The sequence below is a fragment of the Streptomyces sp. B1866 genome (genome assembly GCF_031932565.1).
In the GTDB taxonomy this organism is placed as follows: Bacteria; Actinomycetota; Actinomycetes; order Streptomycetales; family Streptomycetaceae; genus Streptomyces.
On the sequence record NZ_JAVSCF010000008.1, the window covers coordinates 1 to 21,220 of the forward strand.

18 protein-coding genes, 1 pseudogene and 1 riboswitch are annotated in these 21,220 nt (G+C 73.4%); of the genes and pseudogenes, 7 read left to right on the forward strand and 12 right to left on the reverse strand.

Going from position 1 to position 21,220, the window contains the following annotated elements:
- A pseudogene (locus RKE29_RS02585) lies at positions 1 to 823 on the reverse strand (asparagine synthase); the annotation flags it as partial.
- Between the two features lie 890 nt (positions 824 to 1,713).
- Between RKE29_RS02585 and RKE29_RS02590 the strand changes: the two are divergent.
- The 5 genes from RKE29_RS02590 to RKE29_RS02610 all read left to right on the forward strand — a co-directional run bounded on the left by RKE29_RS02590 (position 1,714) and on the right by RKE29_RS02610 (position 10,613).
- A complete protein-coding gene (locus tag RKE29_RS02590) occupies positions 1,714 to 3,150 on the forward strand; it encodes an MFS transporter (RefSeq protein ID WP_312003346.1) in 1,437 nt (478 codons plus the stop codon).
- Positions 3,151 to 3,548: 398 nt separating this feature from the next.
- Entirely contained in the window at positions 3,549 to 4,760 is a 1,212-nt protein-coding gene (lhgO, locus tag RKE29_RS02595; RefSeq protein ID WP_312003412.1) for an L-2-hydroxyglutarate oxidase, read from the forward strand.
- Between the two features lie 493 nt (positions 4,761 to 5,253).
- A complete protein-coding gene (gene trmB, locus RKE29_RS02600) occupies positions 5,254 to 6,027 on the forward strand; it encodes a tRNA (guanosine(46)-N7)-methyltransferase TrmB (protein WP_312003413.1) in 774 nt (257 codons plus the stop codon).
- A gap of 80 nt (positions 6,028 to 6,107) precedes the next feature.
- Positions 6,108 to 7,382, forward strand: a complete 1,275-nt coding sequence (locus tag RKE29_RS02605) for a PrsW family intramembrane metalloprotease (protein WP_312003347.1) — start codon at positions 6,108 to 6,110, stop codon at positions 7,380 to 7,382.
- Positions 7,383 to 7,466: 84 nt separating this feature from the next.
- The gene (locus RKE29_RS02610) at positions 7,467 to 10,613 is read left to right on the forward strand and encodes a DUF3427 domain-containing protein (protein WP_312003348.1); all 3,147 of its coding nucleotides are present in this window, start codon (positions 7,467 to 7,469) and stop codon (positions 10,611 to 10,613) included.
- On the opposite strand, the gene RKE29_RS02615 is transcribed toward RKE29_RS02610, so the two are convergent.
- From RKE29_RS02615 to RKE29_RS02635, 5 genes are read right to left on the reverse strand one after another with little or no spacing between them, the layout of a single operon-like run.
- Complete coding sequence (locus tag RKE29_RS02615; RefSeq protein ID WP_312003349.1) at positions 10,610 to 10,873, reverse strand: DUF397 domain-containing protein; 264 nt, start codon at positions 10,871 to 10,873, stop codon at positions 10,610 to 10,612. The two genes, RKE29_RS02610 and RKE29_RS02615, sit on opposite strands and share 4 nt — an antisense overlap.
- Positions 10,807 to 11,028, reverse strand: coding sequence for a DUF397 domain-containing protein (locus RKE29_RS02620; RefSeq protein ID WP_312003350.1), 222 nt, complete (start codon positions 11,026 to 11,028; stop codon positions 10,807 to 10,809). Before RKE29_RS02620 ends, RKE29_RS02615 begins: the two co-directional genes overlap by 67 nt.
- Positions 11,029 to 11,030: 2 nt before the next feature.
- Positions 11,031 to 11,246, reverse strand: coding sequence for a DUF397 domain-containing protein (locus RKE29_RS02625; RefSeq protein WP_312003351.1), 216 nt, complete (start codon positions 11,244 to 11,246; stop codon positions 11,031 to 11,033).
- 13 nt (positions 11,247 to 11,259) lie between these two features.
- Positions 11,260 to 11,469 (reverse strand): DUF397 domain-containing protein, encoded by a 210-nt coding sequence (locus RKE29_RS02630; RefSeq protein WP_312003352.1) that lies wholly within the window; start codon positions 11,467 to 11,469, stop codon positions 11,260 to 11,262.
- A 6-nt stretch (positions 11,470 to 11,475) separates the two neighbouring features.
- A complete protein-coding gene (locus RKE29_RS02635) occupies positions 11,476 to 12,327 on the reverse strand; it encodes a helix-turn-helix transcriptional regulator (RefSeq protein WP_312003353.1) in 852 nt (283 codons plus the stop codon).
- A gap of 202 nt (positions 12,328 to 12,529) precedes the next feature.
- Here RKE29_RS02635 and RKE29_RS02640 point away from each other — a divergent pair, with 202 nt between their 5' ends.
- Both RKE29_RS02640 and RKE29_RS02645 read left to right on the forward strand, forming a co-directional pair.
- Positions 12,530 to 12,895: a hypothetical protein gene (locus RKE29_RS02640; RefSeq protein ID WP_312003354.1), complete on the forward strand. Its 366-nt coding sequence runs from the start codon at positions 12,530 to 12,532 to the stop codon at positions 12,893 to 12,895.
- 125 nt (positions 12,896 to 13,020) lie between these two features.
- Entirely contained in the window at positions 13,021 to 13,326 is a 306-nt protein-coding gene (locus RKE29_RS02645; protein ID WP_312003355.1) for a hypothetical protein, read from the forward strand.
- A gap of 120 nt (positions 13,327 to 13,446) precedes the next feature.
- On the opposite strand, the gene RKE29_RS02650 is transcribed toward RKE29_RS02645, so the two are convergent.
- From RKE29_RS02650 to RKE29_RS02675, 6 genes are all read right to left on the reverse strand, one after another.
- A complete protein-coding gene (locus tag RKE29_RS02650; RefSeq protein WP_312003356.1) occupies positions 13,447 to 14,454 on the reverse strand; it encodes an aldo/keto reductase in 1,008 nt (335 codons plus the stop codon).
- A gap of 143 nt (positions 14,455 to 14,597) precedes the next feature.
- The gene (locus RKE29_RS02655; RefSeq protein WP_312003414.1) at positions 14,598 to 15,638 is read right to left on the reverse strand and encodes a M23 family metallopeptidase; all 1,041 of its coding nucleotides are present in this window, start codon (positions 15,636 to 15,638) and stop codon (positions 14,598 to 14,600) included.
- Between the two features lie 242 nt (positions 15,639 to 15,880).
- Positions 15,881 to 16,022: riboswitch (cyclic di-AMP (ydaO/yuaA leader) on the reverse strand.
- A 598-nt stretch (positions 16,023 to 16,620) separates the two neighbouring features.
- A complete protein-coding gene (locus tag RKE29_RS02660; RefSeq protein WP_312003357.1) occupies positions 16,621 to 17,469 on the reverse strand; it encodes a DUF6227 family protein in 849 nt (282 codons plus the stop codon).
- A gap of 183 nt (positions 17,470 to 17,652) precedes the next feature.
- Positions 17,653 to 18,228 (reverse strand): DoxX family membrane protein, encoded by a 576-nt coding sequence (locus RKE29_RS02665; protein WP_312003358.1) that lies wholly within the window; start codon positions 18,226 to 18,228, stop codon positions 17,653 to 17,655.
- A gap of 524 nt (positions 18,229 to 18,752) precedes the next feature.
- On the reverse strand, positions 18,753 to 19,967 hold the full coding sequence (locus RKE29_RS02670; RefSeq protein WP_312003359.1) for a DNA adenine methylase: 1,215 nt from the start codon (positions 19,965 to 19,967) through the stop codon (positions 18,753 to 18,755).
- 37 nt (positions 19,968 to 20,004) lie between these two features.
- On the reverse strand, positions 20,005 to 21,168 hold the full coding sequence (locus RKE29_RS02675) for a winged helix-turn-helix domain-containing protein (RefSeq protein ID WP_312003360.1): 1,164 nt from the start codon (positions 21,166 to 21,168) through the stop codon (positions 20,005 to 20,007).
- Positions 21,169 to 21,220: the final 52 nt, after the last annotated feature.

Here is a 21,220-nt window from a genome sequence, read left to right on the forward strand (position 1 = left end):
CCAGCAGCGCGAGGGTGCCCGACGCGCTGCCGCCCGACAGGTCGGCGCCCACGCCGGGGGCGGGCGCGCCGCGCGCCGCGCGCCGGTCGGCCGGGCCCATGCCGGGGACGGGCCCCGGGTCGGGCGCCTCGGGCACGTGCCGGGGAGCGGTGAGCCGTACGCGCACGGCCTCCACCAGCGCGTCGCGGACCCCGTCCACGGCCGTGGCCGCGTCGGTCTGGGGGGCGGAGACGACGAGGGACGCGGTGGGCTCGTACCCGGCGATGTCGCGCGCGCCGTCGCGCAGTATCAGCGCGTGGCCGGGCGGCACCCGCCGTACGCCCAGGTAGGGCGTGCCGTCGCCCACGGCCTCCGGCGAGTCGGGGCAGGCCAGCAGCGCGGCGAGGTGGCCGACGTCGAGCTGGGCCTCGACGAGGTCGGCGAGCGGGAGCGCGGCGGTGGCGTACGCCGTGCCGCCGGCCCAGTCGGTGTGGAAGACGGGCCGGGCGCCCGCGAGGTCGCCGACGACGGTGAGGCGGCGGCCGACCTGGGCCACGGCGGTGTAGCTGCCGGGCCAGGCGGTGAGGTGGCGCAGCGCGCCGCCGCGGGCGGCGGTCAGGGCGACGCGCAGCTCGTCGTCACGGGCGCCGCAGTAGCCGAAGACGGCGAGCCGGGTGAGGGGGTCGGCGTGCACCACGCGCACCTCGTCGGGCCGCCAGTCGCCGACCGCCCACAGCGGGTCCGGGTCGGCCCATACGAGCTGCGCGCCGACGGGGTGGACGGCCTGGCTCTCCACGGAAGTCGGCCGCGAGGCGGACGTGCCCCACCCCACCAACCACCGCATCGCAGCCTCCACGGGCCGTGGCAACGAAGAACGAGAAGCCATCATGCACAGCGAGCCGGCGGTTTCGGCATCGCACCGGACAACTCCGCGCGCCGACCGGGCCACTTGGGCCCCGAAAGCGCCGACGCCCGTACCGGTCGCCCCGGTCGCGGTGAACCGCTCCGCCGGGGCCCATGCTCCCACGACTGGGGCGCATAGGCGCGTAGGGGGCGCGCAGAGAGCGCGGGGCGTACGGCGCGGGTGCGCGGTCGCGCCGGTGCTGGGCGGGGTGGGGGGGAGTTGGGCAGTGGGGCAATGGGGCAGCGGTCGGTGGCCGGAGGCGGGCGGTCGGTGGCCGGGATGGGCTCCCGCGCCGGGCCTCCCCCTCCGCGGCCCGGCGCGGTGCCCGGTCATCGGGGCGCGGTCTCATCCGCCCGCGGGCAGGGTCCACAGGCAGGGGCGACTTTCAGCCAATTTACCGAGGCCCCACCGTCGATTCCCCCGCGCTTCCGCGCGCCCGCGCGCATGCGTTCCGCCCGTACGCGCCTCGCGCCGATACGCGCCCGGCGCGCGCCGGACACCACAGTCCGGGAGGCGGTGTTCGCCTCCCGGACCGTTCCGTCGCCCGCGGGGAATGAGGCGACGGCGTCCTCCAGCCCACTGGACCCAGCAGTGGACCGACCCACGCGTCACTAATGGAAACGGTCCCTCCGTGGCTGAGACAGAGCGCACGCACGGGCGCACGGCCACACACAGTGGGAGCACGCGCCGGGCTCCGCACGCCCGTTCGTACAAGAATTTCGCCATCCGGTACACCACCTCTTAACGGTCGGGATGCGGCGAACTACGCTGGGTTTACGAATGCCCCGCGCCCATGTCGGGGCGGCCGTCTGTGCTGTCGAGGGGTGCGCATGTCCAGGGAGCCACGCGGGCCGAACGAGAAGCTCGGCACCGTTCTCGCCCTCGCGGGAATCAGCAACGCCGGGCTCGCGCGCAGAGTCAACGACCTTGGCGCCCAGCGGGGTTTGACCCTTCGCTACGACAAGACGTCGGTGGCCCGCTGGGTGACCAAGGGCATGGTCCCGCAGGGCGCCGCGCCCCACCTCATCGCCGCCGCGATCGCCAGCAAGCTGGGCCGTCCGGTGACCCTGCACGAGGTAGGGCTCGCCGACGCCGACCCGGCCCCCGAGGTCGGGCTCGCCTTCCCGCGCGATGTCGGCCAGGCCGTGAGCTCCGCGACCGACCTGTACCGGCTGGATCTGGCCGGGCGCCGCGGCGGGAGCGGAATCTGGCAGAGCCTGGCCGGATCCTTCGCCGTCAGCGCGTACGCCACGCCGGTGTCCCGGTGGCTGATCGCGCCCGCCGACACCTCCGTCACGCGCGAGCCGAAGGAGGGTGAGGGCGCCGTCCTGCACCCGGACGGCACGCCCCAGCGGGTCGGCCACAGCGACGTCGCCAAGCTGCGCGAGGCCGCCGAGGACGCGCGGCGCTGGGACTCCAAGTACGGCGGCGGGGACTGGCGCTCGTCCATGGTGCCCGAGTGCCTGCGGGTCGACGCCGCGCCGCTGCTCCTGGGCTCCTACAGCGACGAGGTCGGCCGCGCCCTGTTCGGCGCCACCGCCGAGCTGACCAGGCTCGCGGGCTGGATGGCCTTCGACACCGGCCAGCAGGAGGCCGCCCAGCGGTACTACATACAGGCCCTGCGCCTCGCGCGCGCCGCCGCCGACGTGCCCCTGGGGGGGTACGTGCTGGCGTCGATGAGCCTTCAGGCCACCTACCGGGGCTTCGCCGACGAGGGCGTGGACCTCGCGCAGGCGGCCCTGGAGCGCAACCGCGGGCTCGCCACCGCGCGCACCATGAGCTTCTTCCGCCTGGTGGAGGCCCGCGCGCAGGCCAAGGCGGGCGACGGGCCGGCGTGCGGCGCGGCGCTGAAGGCGGCCGAGGGCTGGCTGGAGCGGTCCCGCGCGGGCGACCCCGACCCGTCCTGGCTCGACTTCTACACCCAGGAGCGGTTCGCCGCCGACGCCGCCGAGTGCTACCGCGACCTGGGCGTGCCGGGCCAGGTGCGGCGCTTCACCGAACAGGCGCTGGCCCGGCCGACCGAGGAGTTCGTGCGCTCCCACGGGCTGCGTCTGGTGGTGTCGGCCGTGGCCGAGCTGGAGTCCGGCAACCTGGACGCCGCCTGCGCGGCGGGCGCCCGGGCGGTGGAGGTCGCCGGCCGCATCTCCTCGGCGCGCACGACGGAGTACGTACGGGACCTGCTGCACCGGCTGGAGCCGTACGGGGACGAGCCGCGCGTGGCGGAGCTGCGCGAGCGGGCCCGGCCGCTGCTGGTCGCCCCGGCGTGACCTGGCCGCGCCGGCGGTCCGGTCGCCCCGGCGGTCCCGGTCGCCCCGGCGGTCCCGGTCGCCCCGGCGGTCCCGGTCGCCCCGGCGGTCCCGGTCGCCGGGGCGGGCCCTCGGGGGCCGGGCCGGGTGCCGCTCCTCGTGCCGTCGGGTCCGGGTGCTGGACCGCGTGCCGTCCGGACCGGGTGCTGGACCGTGTGTCGTCGGGTCCGGGTGCTGGACCGTGTGTCGTCGGGTCCGGGTGCCTGGGCCGGATCGGGTTACGCCCTGGTCAGCGGCCCGGCCGGGGCGTTGTCAGCGGCTGGCGTCATGATGGAGGCAGTCGGGGGACGGCCGGGACGGGCGACCGGCGGGCGGATGACTGAACGACGTGGCGGGTGGGGAGGTGACGTGGCGTGGACATGAAGTCGCTGGACTGCGACGTGCTCGTGGTCGGAGGCGGGATCGTCGGCCTGTCGACGGCGTACGCGCTCACGCGCGCCGCGCCGGGCACCCGCGTGACCGTCCTGGAGAAGGAGGACGCCCCGGCCCGCCACCAGACGGGGCGCAACAGCGGCGTGATCCACAGCGGCATCTACTACCGGCCGGGGTCGCTGAAGGCGCGGTTCGCGGTGCAGGGCTCGGCGGAGATGGTCAAGTTCTGCGTGGAGCACGGCATCGCGCACGAGGTCACCGGCAAGCTCATCGTCGCCACCGAGCGCGCTGAGCTGCCGCGGCTGCACGCCCTGGTGCAGCGCGGCCGGGAGCACGGCCTGCCGGTGCGCGAGCTGGGCCCCGCCCAGATCTCCGAGTACGAGCCGCGGGTGCGGGGCCTGGCCGCGATCCACGTGGGCACGACGGGCGTGTGCGACTTCACGGCGGTCGCGGCCAAGCTCGCCGGCCTGGCCCGCGACGCGGGGGCCGTGGTGCGGTACGGCGCGGAGGTGCGCGCCGTGGGGCGGCGCCCGGAGGCGGTCGCGGTGCGCACGGCGGGCGGTGCGGTGCTCCGCGCGCGGGCCCTGGTCAACTGCGCCGGCCTGCACTGCGACCAGGTGGCCCGGCTGGCGGGCGACGACCCCGGCATGCGGATCGTGCCCTTCCGGGGCGAGTACTACGAGCTGGCCCCCGCCCGCGCCGACCTGGTGCGCGGCCTGGTCTACCCGGTGCCCGACCCGGCGTTCCCCTTCCTCGGCGTCCACCTCACCCGGGGCGTCCACGGCGAGGTGCACATCGGGCCGAACGCGGTGCCCGCGCTGGCCCGCGAGGGCTACGCCTGGCACACGCTCCGCCCGCGCGAGCTGGCCGGCACCCTGGCGTTCCCCGGCTCCTGGCAGATAGCCCGCCGCCACTGGCGGTACGGGGCGGGCGAGCTGCGCCGCTCCCTGTCCAAGCGGGCCTTCACCGAGGCGGTCCGCAGGCTGCTGCCCGAGGTGACGGCGGACGACCTGATACCGGCGCCGGCGGGCGTGCGGGCGCAGGCGGTGCTGCGGGACGGGACGCTGGTGGACGACTTCCTGTTCGCGCAGTCGCCGCGGGTGGTGCACGTGCTGAACGCGCCGTCGCCGGCGGCGACGGCGTCGCTGCCGATCGGGCGGGAGGTGGCGCGGCGGGTGCTGCTGGCGTTGGAGGGGTAGCGGGTCGCGGCAGGCCGTGCGGGCGGGCCGTGCGGGCGGGTCGCGGCGGGCCGTGGGCGGTGCGGGGCCGGGGGCTCCGGGGCAGGGTCCCGGACTCGCATATTTACGCATTTAGGCGGCCTCACCCCGGGCGAGGAGTCAACCGGAACCAGCCGCCCAAATACGAAAATATGCGGTCACGTCCGGGACCCTACCCCTGCGCCCCCGACCCCTCCCGTCTCGTCGTCGTCCGCGGCCCGGTGGCCGGTAGCCCGGTCGTGGCCCGGTGGCCCGGCTGCCGGTGGTCCGGTGTCCCGTGGTCCGGTGGCCCGGCGCCCGGTAGCCCGGTGTCCGTGTCCCGGTGGTCCGGTGGTCCGGCTGCCGGTGGTCCCGTGCCCCCGTGGCCCGTGGCCCGGTCGGCGGAATGGGCGGTCGTAGAATCGACAGCACTGTGTCCGAGAACCACGCCGTGAATCCCCGAGCCGTGACCGTCGCGATCGCCGCGGCGGACGGCGTGGGGACCCCTGCGGGCCGCGCGTCGGCCGCCGGCCGCAGGCGCGGGGAGCCGAGGTTCCCGGGCGGGCCGGCGCCCGATCCGGCCGGCTCGCACCACGAGCGCCGCATCCGCTCCTTCCGCCCGCGGCGCGGCCGGGTGACCCCCGGGCAGGGCGAGGCGCTGCGCAGGCTGTGGGGCCGGTGGGGCCTGGACATCGACGGCCTGCGCCCGGTCGACCTCGGCGGCCTCTTCGGCGACCCGGACCTGCCGGTGGTGCTGGAGATCGGCTTCGGCATGGGCGAGGCCACGGCCCGGATGGCGGCGGCCGACCCGGGCACGGGCATTCTGGCCGTCGACGTGCACACTCCGGGCCAGGGCAACCTGCTCGCGCGGGCGGAGCGCGCCGGCCTGTCCAACGTACGGGTGGCGAACGGCGACGCGATCATCCTGCTGCGCGAGATGCTGCCGCCCGCGTCCCTGGCCGGCCTGCGCGTGTACTTCCCCGACCCGTGGCCGAAGAAGCGGCACCACAAGCGCCGCCTGATCCAGCCGGAGTTCACCGCGCTGGCGGCCTCGCGACTGCGGCCGGGCGCGCTGCTGCACTGCGCGACCGACTGGGAGCCGTACGCCGAGCAGATGCTGCACGTCCTGAGTGAGAGCCCCGACTTCGTCAACACCCGGCCGGACGGCGGATACGCGCCGCGCCCGGACTTCCGTCCGCTGACGAAGTTCGAGGGGCAGGGCCTGGCCAAGGGCCACACCGTGCGCGATCTCCTCTTCCGCCGCCGCTGACCTCCCGGGCCGGAGGCCGGGCGCCGGGCATAATCGAAGGTCGCGCCACGCCCCCTTTCCCCATTCGCGAGGGTTATCGAGTGCACCAGCCGCTACCCGCCCCGCCCGCCCCGCGCGGTGCCCTGGCCCGCCTCTGGGCCAGCAGGCCGCTGCGCGCCACCGCGGTCGTCGTCCTGCTGTCGCTGTCCGGCCTGACCATCCTGGCGCTCGTACGGAAGGAGACGGGCACCGACGGGTTCCTGGTGGGCCTGGGCCTGGCCACCCTGCCGGTGCCGCTGCTGATCGCGGCCTTCGGCTGGACGGACCGCGTCGAGCCCAAGCCCAAACGGAACCTGGCGTTCGCTTTCGCCTGGGGCGCCTGCGCGGCGACGCTGGTCGCGCTGCTGGCCAACGGCTTCGCGACCGAGTGGCTGATGACCACCATCCGCGACGGGTCGTCCGACCAGTCGGACGCGGACGCCTGGGGCGCCACGTTCGTCGCGCCCGTGGTGGAGGAGACGGCGAAGGCGGCCGCGGTGCTGCTGCTGTTCCGCTTCCGGCGGCGGGACTTCAACGGGATCGTGGACGGCGTCGTCATAGCGGGCATCACGGCCACCGGCTTCGCGTTCACCGAGAACATCCTCTACCTGGGCACGGCCTTCGACAGCGACCAGGAGTTCGGCGGGGACGGCCTGGAGTCGGCGACCGCCGGCACGTTCTTCATCCGCGCGATCATGTCCCCCTTCGCGCACCCCCTGTTCACCGCCGCGACCGGCATAGGCTTCGGTCTGGCCGCCATGGCCCCGCACTCCCGCCGCGCCCGCCGCATCCTGATACCCGTGGCGGGCCTGCTGGCCGCCATGGTCCTGCACGGCGTCTGGAACGGCTCGGCCTCGCTCGGCGGCGTCGGCTTCCTCGCCGTCTACGCCCTGTTCATGGCGCCGGTCCTGGGCCTGCTGACGTGGCTGACGATCTGGGCCCGCAACAACGAGCTGCGCGCCATACGCACCCACCTGCCCGCCTACCAGGCCGCCGGCTGGCTCACCCCGCCCGAGCCGGTCGCCCTGTCCTCCCTGCGCGCCCGCGGCATAGCCCGCGACCTCGCCCGCCGCCTCCACGGCCCGGCGGCGGCCCGCGCCGTCCACGAGTACGCGGCGTCCGCCACCTCCCTGGCCTTCCTCCGCCAGCGCGCCTACCGCGGCACCGCGGGCCCGGACTTCGCCACCCGCGAACGCGAACTCCTGCACCGCCTCTGGGAACGCCGCACCATAGCCGGCCCCCTCCTCGCCCACGCCGCCCTGTCGGTCCCACCCCCGCGCGTGCCGGTCCCGATGCCGATGCCGATGCCGCCGCCCCCGCTGTACTGGCGGCCGTAGCCGCGCCTCCGGTACGGGCCGGATCACATCCCAGCGAAGATCGAGAAGACCGCGAAGACCGCGAAGAACTGGAGAGAGCCCGCCGTGGCCGACGACGCCCTCGCGTACCACCCCGCCCCCGTGGCCGGACTCTACGAACGTTTGATCACGGCCCGCTTGGCGAAGCAGCTCGCGAGGTTGGACGCCGACCGGTGGCGGGCCATCGAGCAGAAGGTCGGCGAGCACTCGACGCCCCACGTGCTGGCCCGGCACATCGCCGACACCGTGCGGCAGGTCTTCGCCGGGCTGCCGCCCGAGGAGCAGGTCGCCGCGGCCAACCACATCCTGGAGTCGATCAGCACCCTGGACGGCGCCGCGCGGTGGGTGGACCTCGTGGCGGACGGCCCCCGGCAGCTCATCGCGCTCGCCGAGCAGCAGGCGCCCGGCGTCTACGCCGTCCGCCCGGCGACGCCCCTGTCCGAGACGGCGCTGCTCACCAACTCTCCCGAGGACCCCAATCTCGGCTTCGAACTGCGGGCCGAGCTGGCCACCGCGGACCACGTCGACCTGCTCTGCGCGTTCGTGAAGTGGCACGGCCTGCGCGTCCTCGAACAGTCCCTCGCCGCCGCCGCAGAACGCGGCGTCCCCATCCGCGTCATCACCACCACCTACATCGGCGCCACCGAACGCCGGGCGCTCGACCGGCTGGTGCGGGACTTCCAGGCCGAGGTCAGGATCAACTACGAGCTGAGGTCGACGCGCCTGCATGCCAAGGCGTGGCTGTTCCGCCGGAACAGCGGCTACGACACCGCGTACGTCGGCAGCTCCAACCTCTCCCGCGCGGCCCTGCTGGACGGCCTGGAGTGGAACGTCCGGCTGTCGTCGGTGGCGACACCGGCGGTGCTGAAGAAGTTCGAGGCCACCTTCGACTCGTACTGGAGCGAGCCCGCTTTCGAGCCGTACGACCCGGACCGGGACGCGGAGCGCCTGGACGAGGCGCTGGCCCAGGCGGGCGGCAAGCGGCAGGGGGACGACACCCGGGCCATCAGCCTGTCCGGCCTGGAGGTCCGCCCCTACCCCCACCAGCGCGACATGCTGGAACGGCTCAGGATCGAGCGCGAGCTGCACGACCGGCACCGCAACCTGCTGGTGGCGGCCACCGGCACCGGCAAGACGGTCATGGCCGCGCTCGACTACCGGGACCTGCGGAAGCGCCATCCGGGCCGCGGCCTGACCCTGCTGTTCGTGGCCCACCGCCAGGAGATCCTGGAGCAGTCGCTGCGCACCTACCAGGACGTGCTGATCGATGCGAACTTCGGCGAGCTCCTGAGGAACGGAAAGACCCCGAAGGAGTGGAAGCACGTCTTCGCCAGCGTCCAGTCTCTTTCCGGGCGCGTGCTGGAGCCGTTCGCTCCGGACCACTTCGACGTGGTCGTCATCGATGAGTTCCACCACGGTGTCTCGCCGACCTACCGGCGCGTCATCGACCACTTCCGGCCGATGGAGCTGCTGGCGCTCACCGCCACTCCCGAGCGGATGGACGGGCGGAACGTCCAGGACGAGTTCTTCGACGGCCGCATCGCGGCGGAGATGCGGCTGTGGGAGGCCCTGGAGAACGATCTGCTCAGCCCGTTCCACTACTTCGGCATCGCCGACAACACCGACCTGGCGGGAATCACCTGGAAGCGCGGTTCGTACGACGCGGGCGAGCTCGACGCGCTGTTCACGGGAAACCACGCCCGGGCCCGGCTCGTCGTGAAGGCCGTACAGGACAAGGTCTCGGACCCCCGATCGATGCGCGCGCTGGGCTTCTGCGTGTCCGTGGCGCACGCGCACTTCATGGCTGACTTCTTCCGGCAGGCGGGATTCGACGCGCTGTCGCTGGACGGCTCGACGCCCGCCTCGGAGCGCGCCCGGGCGCTGGCCGACCTGCGCGACGGGCGAATACAGATCCTCTTCTCCGTCGACCTTCTCAACGAAGGTGTGGACATCCCCGACGTCGACACGCTTCTGCTGCTGCGTCCGACGTCCAGCGCGACGGTCTTTCTCCAGCAGTTCGGCCGCGGCCTGCGCCGCACGCCGGACAAGGCGGTCCTCACCGTGCTGGACTTCATCGGCCAGCACCGCAAGGAGTTCCGCTTCGAGGAGCGGTTCACGGCGCTCACCAACCTGACCCGCAGGCGGCTGGTCGACAACCTGGAGCAGGACTTCCCGCTCCTGCCCTCCGGCTGCCAGATCGTCCTGGACCGCAAGTCCAAGGACCTCGTCCTGGAGAACATCAGGACCCAGTTGAAGGTCAACGCCACGGTCCTGGCCCGGGAAATCGCCAGCTACGCCGAACCGGAACTCTCCGCCTTCCTGCGGGAGAGCGGACGGGAGTTGAAGGAGCTCTACCGGTCCAAGAACTCGTGGACCGGACTGCTGCGGCGGGCGGGACTGCTACCCGATCCGGCATCAGAGGGCGAGGACGCGCTGCTGACGCGCATGTCCGCGTTTCTGCACGTGGACGACCCGCACAGGGTCGCTGCCTACACCCGGCTCCTGGACGACGACGCCCCGGACTACGCCTCGCTCGATCCGCTGGAGCAGGCGTACGCGCGCATGCTCTTCTTCTCGCTGTGGCCTCTGGGCGGCCGATTCTCCTCGTACGGAGAGGGTTTCCACGCCTTGCGGGGGCAGTCGGCGGTGCGCAGCGAACTGCGGCAGATACTCGCCCACAACCTGGAGCACACCGAGCACTATCCCGTTCCGCTGGACGGCGCCTTGGGCGGCGTCCCCCTCACCGTCCATGCCTCCTACAGCCGGGAGGAGATCCTGCCCGCGCTCGGGCAGGCGGACGTCGGCGGCTTCCTGCCGGGGAACTTCCGGGAGGGTGTGAAGTGGTGCGAGAACGTTCGGACCGACGCGCTGCTCATCACCCTGGAGAAGGACGCGAAGGACTTCTCACCGCAGACGCGGTACAAGGACTATGCGATGAGCCCGGAGCTGTTCCACTGGGAGTCCCAGAACCAGACGTCCGCCACGTCCCCGACCGGCGTCCGGTACCAGCGGCACAAGCAGTCGGGCTCGCACGTCCTCCTGTTCGTCCGCCGCTACAAGAAGAACGACATCGGCGGCCCTCAGCCGTGGATGCTGCTCGGTCCCGCCGAGTACGTCTCGCACGAGGGCAGCAATCCCATGGGTGTCGTTTGGAAGCTCCGGCACGAGCTGCCTGCCGACGTGTGGACGTACTCGGCGATCGCGTCGAGTTAGCTTCGTCCGAGGTAGTCGAAGTCTCCTGACTTGGCTGCGCGTATGAAAGTCCGCAGGGTCACGGGGGACATGGTGAGGATGACGTCGGGGTCGTCGCTCTCGCGGAGCTTGACGGTGCCGTCCGCAGGGGTAGCGATGTAAACGCAATTGCCCGCATCGGGGCTGAACGAGGACTTTCGCCAGCTCAACTCGTTCATGATCCCCTCCCGGTCGGCCCGTGATCGGTGACACCATCGAACTCGCCTGCCTTGGCAGCGCATACGAAAGACCGCAGCGCATCAGGCGTGGTGGTGATCACGACCGTCGGGTAATCGCTCTCACGAAGCTTGACCGTACCGCCGTCCGCTGTGCGAACGTTCAGACAGTTGGCCGCCGTGCCACTGTAGGACGACTTCCGCCAGTTCAATGCGCTCATGTTCACCGCCTGCTCAGGCCATGCTCCGTGACGCAATCGAACTCGCCCGCCTTGGCCGCGTGTATGAAGGTCCGCAGCGCGGCGGGAGTGGTGGTGAGGATGACGCCGGGCTCGTCGCTCTCTCGGAGCTTTACGGTGCCAGCCCCCGGAGCAGCAACATAGACACAGTTGGCCGCTTCCGGGCTGTATGAGGACTTCCGCCAGTTTAAGTCGCTCATGTTCACCTCCTGCTCAGGTCTGATCCATAACGCTATCGAACTTACCTGCCTTGGCCGCGCGTATGAAGGCCCTCAAGGCCGTTCGACTGGCGGTGAGCACGACATCCGGATCGTCGCTCTCGCGGAGCTTGACGGTGCCATCCTCGACTGCGGCAACGTACACACAGGAGGCTGACTCCTGGCAGTACGAGGACTTCTGCCAGCTCAACTCGGTCACATCCACGTCCTGTCACAGCTCCTGAGCGATCTCCCGGATGAAGTCGCGGGACTCGTCCGCCGCGAGAGCGGTGGCCTCCATCTTGTCGATCACCATACGGTACTTCTCCAACTGGGCTGCGGCATCGAGCAGCAGAGAGCCGTGGGACTGTTCGAGCAGTACGGTGTCGAGTTGGGGCACCGGGCCGGAGAAGTAGTTGATCGACTGGCCGGAGCCGGGGAAGGTCCCGTTGCGGAAGGGGATCACCAGGATCGTGATGTGATCCCGCTCGCTCATGTCGATCAAGTGCTGGAGCTGCGCCCGCGAGGTCTTCGAGCCCCCGAACCGCATGCGTAGCGCGGCCTCGTGGATGATCGCCCAGCACGGCGTCGGGTCGTCTCCGTACAGGATCCGCTGCCGCTTGATCCGGTAGGTGACGCGGTCCTCAGCCTCCGGCGGAGGCAGCGCGGGCACGCCCTCGGCGAAGACCGCGCGAGCGTGGTCGGCGGTCTGGAGCAGCCCGGGGATGTGCAGAACGGTGGCCAGCCGGAGCCTCACCGCATGGTGTTCGAGTTCGGCAAGATCGAGCTGGGCGGCGGACAGGGTCTCGCGGTAGTCCTCCCACCAGCCGCGCCGCTGCCTGCCGGTCATGGCGACAAGGGCGTTGACAAGGTCCTCGTCGACGCAGTCGTAGTTCCGGGTCAGCGCCCGGACACTCCGCTCACTGAGCCCGAAGCGTCCCGTCTCGATGTTGCTGATGCGGGCCTGGTTGGCCCCGATCAGTGCGGCCGCTTCCTTGGTGTTCAGGCCCGCGCGCTCGCGCAGCTTACGCAGCTCCAGGCCCAGTCGCAGCTGACGGGCGGTTGGGGCGGCTCTCGGCGGCATGCCCTTCTTCTCCTTCGTACACAGGGCGCGAGCATCACCCACAAGGGTGCATCGGAAGAGTAATTCTCCTCACGCCGTAGAAAGTATCCTACGGAGAGCCTACGGTGTGAGCGAAACCACTTCGACTCGCAGCGGCGGCGCATCCGTCGTCTGTGACAACGACTCGGCTCTCGTCAAGTCCTCCTCACGACTGGAGATTTCCATGGCAACCGTATCCCCGCAGGAACCCTCCTCCGCCCCCAGCGACCCCACCGCCCTCGTGGACCCCGACTACGACGAGGCCCTGCGCGGCCTCGTCGTGGACACCGCGCCCCGCCTGTTCGCCGTCGTCCGGGAGTACGGGGAGGCGGACGAGCGGGACGCGGAGGTCGCCGCCTGGGGGCTGGCGCACGACGACGGCAGCGCGGACGTGACCACCTGCCCGGAGGACGGCCCGGCCATCCGGCTCCGGCTGCGCTCGCCCGAGCGGGCCGTCTGGTGGTTTGCCCGGCCCGCCGGGGTCTCGGCGCGGCTGGTCTGGCTGGAGCCGTCCGCGGACGCCGGGTTCGTACGGCCCGCAGCGGCCTGACCCGCAGCTGACCGAAACCACCCACGATGCGGGCGTTCGGCCGCCCCGCGTGCGGTGTCCGCGGGCCCGGTGTTGTCGAATAGGGCGAGAGCATGAGTCGCAGACACACAGTGGAGGTCAGGGCCATGGCGGGAGTACCGGCAAGCGTGGTGGCGGCGGGCGGGCTCGTCGGGGGGTACGGGGTCGCGCGCTGGACGAAGAAGCGGCCGCTGGGCGGCGCGGCGCTGGCGGCGGCCGGGGTGGTGGCCGCGCGGGAGTGGCGGCGGAAGGCCGGGACGGGGACGGCGGCCGCGCTGACCGGGCTGTACGTGGCGGCCTTCGCCGGGTCGCACCCGCTGGCGAAGAAGGTCGGGGCGTGGCCCTCGGTGTTCGCCGTCGCGGGCGGCGTCGCGCTCGCCTCCTGGGCCGCCGCCGACCGCCGCGCGGGCTGAGCACGGGGCCGCCCGGGGCCGTACGCCCCGCCCGCACCGTACGGGCGTACGTACCGGTGGGCGGGCCCGGGAAGCCGTCGGCACCTACCCGACCGGCCCCCGGCCCCGCCGGAAGAAGCGTTACGCCGACGCCTCCGTCAGCCGGGCCAGCTCCTCCCCCGTCAGCGTCAGGTCCGCCACCGCAAGCAGCGCCGGGAGCTGGTCCACCGTGCGGGCGCTGGCGATCGGGGCCGCGACCGTGGGCTGGGCGGCCAGCCAGGCGAGGGCCACGGTGGCATGGGCGGCGCCGCGAGCGGAGGCGACCTCGTCGAGGGCGGCCAGGACCTTGCGGCCGCGTTCGGTGGACAGGTGCTGGGCGGCGCTCTCCGAGCGGGCGCTGTCCACGGTGGCGCCCGGCCGGTACTTGCCGCTGAGGAAGCCGGACGCCAGGGCGAAGTACGGGAGGGTGGCCAGTCCGTGGCGGGCGGCGGTGTCGGCCAGCGGGCCCTCGTAGGTGTCGCGGGAGACCAGGTTGTAGTGCGGCTGGAGGGCTGCGTACCGGGCCAGGTTCTCGCGCTCCGAGAAGGCGAGGGACGCTTCCAGGCGCTCGGGGGAGATGTTCGAGGCGCCGATCTCGCGGACCTTGCCCTCCCGGACGAGCGCGTCGAGGGTGGCGATGATGTCCTCGACCGGCACGGACGGGTCGTCGAAATGGGTGTAGTAGAGGTCGATGTAGTCGGTGCGCAGACGTTTCAGCGACTCCTCGACGCCCGACCTGATCACGGCGGGGGCCAGGCCGCGGCGCTCCGGGTAGCCCGCGCCGACCTTGGTGGCCAGTACCACCTCGGAGCGGTTGCCGCGGGAGGCGAACCAGTCGCCGATGATCGTCTCGGACTCGCCGCCCGCGTTGCCCGGCGCCCAGGCCGAGTAGATGTCGGCGGTGTCCACGAAGTCGCCGCCCGCCTCGGCGTAGGCGTCGAGCACGGCGAAGGACCCGGCCTCGTCGGCCGTCCAGCCGAAGACGTTGCCGCCGAGCGAGAGCGGGAAGACGGAGAGGCCGCCGATCCGCTTGCGACCGGTGCCGGGCCGCGGCGCCGCGCCCGTCTTGGTGTCGTTCGCGGTCGGGTTGTCAAGCGCATTATCGGTCATGCGTGGGTTCAACACCCGGGCGGGGAACGATATTCCGCGCGGTATCTCACCGATTATCCAGGTCCGGAAGGGCCGCGTACGAGACCGGCGGCCCTGGCGTCAAGGGGGGAGAGATCGCCAGGGCCGCCGGGGTATCAGGGGCCTCAGGGGGTGAGGCCGTGCTGGCGCAGCCAGGCCAGCGGGTCGACCGGCTCGCCGCCGCCCGGCCTGACCTCCAGGTGCAGGTGCGGGCCGGTCACGTTGCCGGTGGCGCCGACGCGGCCGAGCACGTCGCCCGTCGTCACCGTGCCCGCCGTCCTGACCATGGACGACAGGTGGCAGTACCACAGCTCGGTGCCGTCGGGCAGCGTCAGCACGACACGGTAGCCGTACGAACCGGCCCACCCGGCCTCCGTGATGGTGCCGCCGTGCACCGCCTTGACCGGCGTGCCGGTCGGCGCCGCGAAGTCCTGGCCCGTGTGGTTGGCCGACCACATGTCGCCCGCCTGGCCGAAACCGGCCGTGAGCGTGTACGAGGACACCGGCAGGGCGTACGAGCCGGCGAGCGTGACCGCGCGGTCGGCCTCGGCCTGCCGCCGCGCCGCCTCCTCGGCCTGCCGGGCCGCCTCCGCCGCCTTCCGGGCGGCCTCCTGCTCGGCGGCCTTCTGCCGGGCCTCGTCCTCCGCGCGCCGCTTGGCGGCCTCCTTCGCGGCCTGCTCGGCCGCGGCCTTGGCGGCGGCCTCCCGCTCCGCCTCCTCGGCGGCGAGCCGCTGCGCCTCGGCCTGGCGCAGGATGCGGGCGCGCAGCGCCTCGCCCGCGTCGGCGACGCCGGTCGCCGCCTGGGCGGCGGTCGCCGGGCCGTGGGCCGTCAGGTCGGGGTGGGCGGCGGTCGTCCGCTGTCCGGCCGCCGCGTCGGGGAAGCCGATCGTGCCGAGGGCCGGCAGGTCCTTGGTGGTGTCGGGCATCGCCCGCTGGACCTGGTCGGCGACGTGGCCGAGGTCGGGCACGGTGATCGGGGGCGCGGGCCGGTCCTTGGCGGACGCCATGCCGCCCGCGCCGACCGCCGCCATCACGCCGACGCCGAGCACGGCGCTGCTGCGCGCCATCGTGCCGCCGCGCTGCCGCGCCACGCGGTGCCTGCCGCGCACCGGGGCCAGCGACTCCTCGGTGGGGTTCCACTCCTGCCCGTCGGTGCCGGGCGGCAGCCCTTCGGGCCCGGCGTACGCGCCGTGATCGCCGTACGGGCCGTAGCCGCCGGGAGCGCCGTCGCCGGTCGGGGGGTTGGAGGCCGCGCCGAGCGCGTCATACGGCCCGTACGGCGCGGACGTGGGCGTCGCGGGAAGCGAAGGCGCGGCAGGGGACGCGGGGGCCGGGGCCGGGAACGGCGCCGGTGCGGCAGACGGACCCTCGTCGAGGGCAGACCTGTTGGACGCCACGGGGGCGCACTCCTTTCCTTCCCTCTCGCCTACCGGGTTAGCTGACGGGTTCGGAGGTGGAAGGTCTCCTACGGGCCACGCTGGCCCGATTCACCCCAGGGTGTGTGGTTCCCCGGTTCCCTTGGTGCTGCCGCGCCGCGGCGGCTTGTGGTGCCGCGGCTCGGCCGGGATTCGGCGACGGCGCACGGTGCCGCCTGGTGGCGACAGTGACGACCGCGCTGCGTTATCGAACGTTAATAGACAGCCCGTCGGGATTCCAAGCTCTTCCCCAGAATCCCCTCGACTTCACCAGAGAATTTACCGGCCACAGTGGCACCAAAGGGGACGAATCCACGACGGCCAAAATCCGCACCAAAACACGTCACGCTCGATCGTGCGCCAATCGTTATCCTGCGGGACCTTGACCGCATACGCTCCGTGTCCCACGCGAGCGGATACGGGCGGCGGGTGAGGGGCGGGCGCTCGTGGTCCGGGGCGGCCCGGCGGCCGGCGGCGCGGCCGTACGTGCCGTATGCGCCGTGCCGCCTGCGCTGTACGGGTGCGCCGCGTACGGACGCGCGGGTGGGCGGGCAGCCTACAGGCGGGCCCGCGCGCGGAATCCCGCCCAGACCGCGCGGCCGCCTCCCGGGCCGCCGGGCCGGACGCTCGGCGGCGGTCACACCCGGTCAGTCCGAGCGCCCGTTCGGCCGACTGTGCCCGGGGTGGGGTCCGGCCACGCTCAAGGGGTGTTCGAGGCTCGCTCAGGCCGCGGTCACAGGTCGACGCCCAGCGCGCGGGCGTGCCGGTCCGCCGCCAGCTCCGCCGCCGCCTCGTCCAGGTAGACCTCGCACACCAGCCGCCCGTCGCTGGTCAGGTTGTGCTCCAGCTCCCACAGCACGATCTCGTCCCCTCCGGCGAGGAGGAACGCGTGCTCGTAGAAGCGGCACCAGGTCGCGTCCGAGTGCTCCGAGCGGCGGCGCGGCTTCGTCGCCAGCACGATGTCGTGCGCGAAGGCCGTCGCGAGCAGCCGCTCGGTGTCCTCGCCCGGGCGGTCGGGGTTCTCGGCGCGGCGCAGCACCCGGCGGGCGTGGTCGGCCGAGTCGTCGGCCACGTACATGTACGCGCGCCTGAGGGCGCGCGGGGACGCCGAGGGCGCGAAGGTGGGCGGGAACTGCTCCGGCAGCAGCAGCGCGCCGATGTCCCACCGCTCCGCCTCCCCGGCCAGGCCTCCCGGCCGACCCGCCGGACGCGCCCGCTCCGCCCCGTCCTCCGGCCGTCCGCCGTCGATCCGCTCCTGCGCGCGGCACTCGGCGACGACCAGGGCCTCCTCGTCGGTGTACAGCTCGTACAGGGGGCGGGCCCCGGGCGCCGGGACGTGCTCCAGCTCCCACAGCGTGCGGCTGCTGCCGTCCGGCAGGAGGAAGACGTGCCGGTAGGTGCTGTAGCCCGCCGGGCCGGGCGGTTCGTTGTCCTGTCGGCAGGAGCGCAGGTCGGACTGGTACATCAGGGCGCGGTGCAGCCGTGTGCGCACCGCCTCGTCGATCTCGAACCCGTTCTGCGCGCGGGCCAGCAGCCCGTCCACGTACTCGGCCGGCGTGCCGCCCGCCCGTAAGCGCTCCATGCCTCTCTCCTCCCGGCCATCGACTCGCCGCGCTTTCCCTGACGACCTCCGCGCACTTACCGTAGCGGCGCGAACACGGTCGGCGTGGGGATTTCGGATAAGCGATCGCCGGTCTGTTCCGTCGTTATCTCACTCCTGCGCCGGAAGGCGCGGATGTATCACTCACCGGCCTGACCGGACGCCTCAGCCGTCGCCGCTCCCGTCCCCGGCCGGGCCGCCTCCGTCCGGCCTTTCGCCCTCTTCCGACGACCCGGCCCGTAGCGTCGCGGCCCGGCAGCGCAGGACGACGGCGCACGCCGCGGTGCTCGCCGCGAACCCGAGGGCCACCACCCAGGGCCGGTCGAGCCGGTGCCCGGTGAGGTGGTCGAGGGAGAGGCGGCCGGGACCGGCCAGGCCCAGCCCGGCCGCGACCGCGCCGAGGAACGCCGGGAACTCGAAGCCGCCCTCCATGTTGAAGAACCCGGCCGGGGCCTGCACGGCCACCGCCGCGGCCATCGCGCCCGCGGCGGCGGCCCCGGCGGCGGGCGTCGCGAGCCCGGCCGCGAGCAGCGCGCCGCCGCCCGCCTCGCCGAGCCCCGCCGCGAGCGCGCTCGTCCGGCCCGGCACGAAACCCATCTGCTCCATGGCCTGACCGGTGGCCGCCAGGCCGTGGCCGCCGAACCAGCCGAAGAGCTTCTGGGCGCCGTGGGCGAAGAGGACCCCTCCGGTGCTCGCGCGCAGGGCGAGCAGTCCGAGGTCCTGGCGGTGCTTCAGCGGCATGGGACGCCTCCTGGGGATCCTTGGGACGTGGCACCTGCGGGCTGGGCGCGGGGGCTCTGGGGGCGGGCTACGGGCTGTCGGGCCACCGGCCGGCGGCTCCGGGCCTTCGGGCTGTTCGGGCTGTTCGGGCTGTTCGGGCTGTTCGGGTCGTCGTCCGGTCGTCCGGTGTCCGGGCCTGCCGGGGCCTGCGGGCATCAGCCCGGTTGCGGGGGCATCGGGGCCTCGGGGCATCGGGGCGGCCCTCGGGGTCACAGGGGCTGTCGGGGTTACAGGGTCGTCGGAGGCCGCCGGGACCCCTCCCGGGCGGGTCCGGCTGCCGGGCGGGGACCGGGCGTACGGCCGCCCGACCGCCAGTATCCGGCCGCGGCGGCCCGCGCGGCTGGCCGGACTGCGCCGTCCCGGTGACCGCCCGCGGCGGCGCAGACGGCAGCCCCGGCAGTGTCCGACCGACGACCCGGCCGACGACCCGGCCGACGACCCGACGGACGACGCGACCAGCGGCCCGAGCGAACGGCCCGCGGGCGCTACCGGCCGACGAAGATGAACTCGCGCGCCGCCCGGCGCGCCGCGGCCGGGTGCGTGCCGAAAGAATACGTATGATCCACCGAAATCATGCGCACGTCCTCCTTCACCTCGGACAGCAGACCTTTCACCGTGTCCGCGTCGGGAACCGCGTTGGAGGAATAGGAGAGGACGATGACCGACTCGGAGAATGTGTCGAAGGTACGCGCGAGAGCGTCCACGACGGTCTTTTTTGAGGAGAAGGGAGTGGGCTTCTTCGCCAGCTTCTTGGTTTTCGTGTTCTCCATGATCTCCTGGCCCCGCCAGTAGACGGAAAGCCCTTCCAGGAAGTGGTAGCGCTTGACGTAGCAGTTGTCGTCGCGGGGCGGCGCGTACGGCGGGTCGAGGTACACCACGTCGTGTCCGCCGGACGGGATGTCGAAGACCTCGCCGGTCAGCGCGGCGCACGGCTGCCCGCTGTCGAAGACCGCGCGGCTGTATTCGGCGGCGCGCCGCCGGAAGTGGTCGCGCAGCGGCAGCCGCAGGTCGGGGCGGCCGTCGTCGTAGCGCAGGCCGGTGACGGTGAAGACGCCGCGCGGCTGCTTGCGCGCGGCCGACAGCACGAGGGCGGCGATGGCCAGGTCCCGCTTGGCGCCGCGCATGCGGTCGATGTGCGACCAGGCGGCGTCCAGGAAGGCGCGGTCCTCGCCGGTGAAGTACAGGCCGTCGAACGTGGACTGGATGAAGTCGCGGTCGTCGGCGGCCGGCCCGGTGATGGCCTCCACGTCTTCGGGGGTGAGCGCCTGGTCGTGGTTGACCACGGCCGCCCGGGCGATCACGGACGGGAAATTCAGGAAGTCGTTCGAGGTGACGGCGCAGCCCATGGACTTCAGCAGGTAGGAGACCACTCCACTGCCGCTGAACGCGTCGAGGGCGGTTTTCCCGGATCCGTTCCGCCCGGCCTCTCCATCCCGCTGGGCGGGTCCGTCCCGCACGTCCCGCTGGTCCCGTACGCCGCGCGCGCCGGGTACGCCGCGTACGCCGCGCGCGTCTGCGAAGATGTCCGCGAAGACCTCGGCGAGTCGGGGAAGCAGCCGGTGCTTCGATCCCATGTAACGCAGCCGTGGAAAGCGCGCGGCGACGCGGGCGGCGAGCACCGAGTCCGCCGCCTGGTACGGGTGTTCGCCGGTCCGGTCCCCATTCCGCTGCGGGGTCCCTGCGGGCACCACGGGGTTCATGCGCCTTCACCCTACCGGGGAAAGACCTCGAAGAGCCTTATTCCGAAGTCTTTTCCCGGTGCTTTGCCGAAAGCCCGCCGCGCCGCCCCGCGGGCTCGCCCTGGGCCCGTACCAGCGCGTCGCCGACGGCCGTCCGGTAGTACAGCACCGACCGCCCGGCCCGCCGCCGCAGCACCAGCCCGGCGTCGAGGAGGACCTTCAGGTGGCGGCCCACGGAGCCGAGGCCCTGCCCGGTGAGCGCCACGAGCTGCGTCGTGCTCTTCGGGGCGTCCAGCAGGACGAGGACGGCCGCCCGCGCGGGGCCGAGCAGCCTGCCCAGCGGCTCGGGCGCCGCCGTCCGCTCCGGGTCGGCGAGTTGGCCCGCGCAGGGGTACACCACGGCGTACCGGTGCCGGGAGCGCTCCGGGCCCCCGGCCGCGCCGACCGGACCGGGCCTGGTGCCGCCGCTGGCCCTGCCAGTTACACCACCCGCGCCCGCCCGAGCCGGACCGCCGGACTCCCCGGCCCCCTCGGCGGCGGACAGGTCCCACGACACCCACCCGGCCTTCGGCGTGACGGGGACGAACAGCAGCCGAGCGCCGGAGATCTCGCGCGGCGGGTTGTCGTACGCGTTGATCTGGAGGCGGCTGCCGCCCAGCCAGCGCAGCCCCGGCCGCATGCCCTCCAGCGCCGCCGCCCACCCGCCCTGGCCCACCTGCCGGGTCCGCGCGACGATGTCGGCCTCCACGATCCGGCGGCGCCGCGGCCAGGTGGGCCGTACGGTCTCCCGCCACACCCACGCCAGCAGGTCGGCGGCGCGCGCGGGCAGGTCGGAGCGGTCCAGGCGGGCGGGCAGCGGGCCGCGCAGCGACACGGTCAGGTCCGCGCGGGCGGTGTCCGGCGGCGTCGCGCGCAGCCGGGCCAGCTCCTCCTCGAACGCGGCCTCGCCGTCCCCCGGCCCGGCCTCGCCGGTGGGCGTCGGGGTGAGGAAGTCGGCGATCCAGCGGCGCCCGAGGGCGGCCCGTACCAGCAGTGCGGTGAGCGGGTCGGCGGCCAGCCGCTCCCGGTAGGCGGGCAGGTGCGCGGCGAGCCAGGCGCGCTCGCCCGGGTGCGCGGCCTCGCCCCGGTGCAGGACCATCAGGCTCGCGGTGGTCTCGGCGAGGGCGGAGGGCACGAACCGGCTCTCGGCGAGGGTGTCGGCGTTGACCTGCCACCAGCCCATGTTTCGCCTCCCCGCGAAACAGTAACGGTCCAGGGCGCGTTCTCCCGAGCCT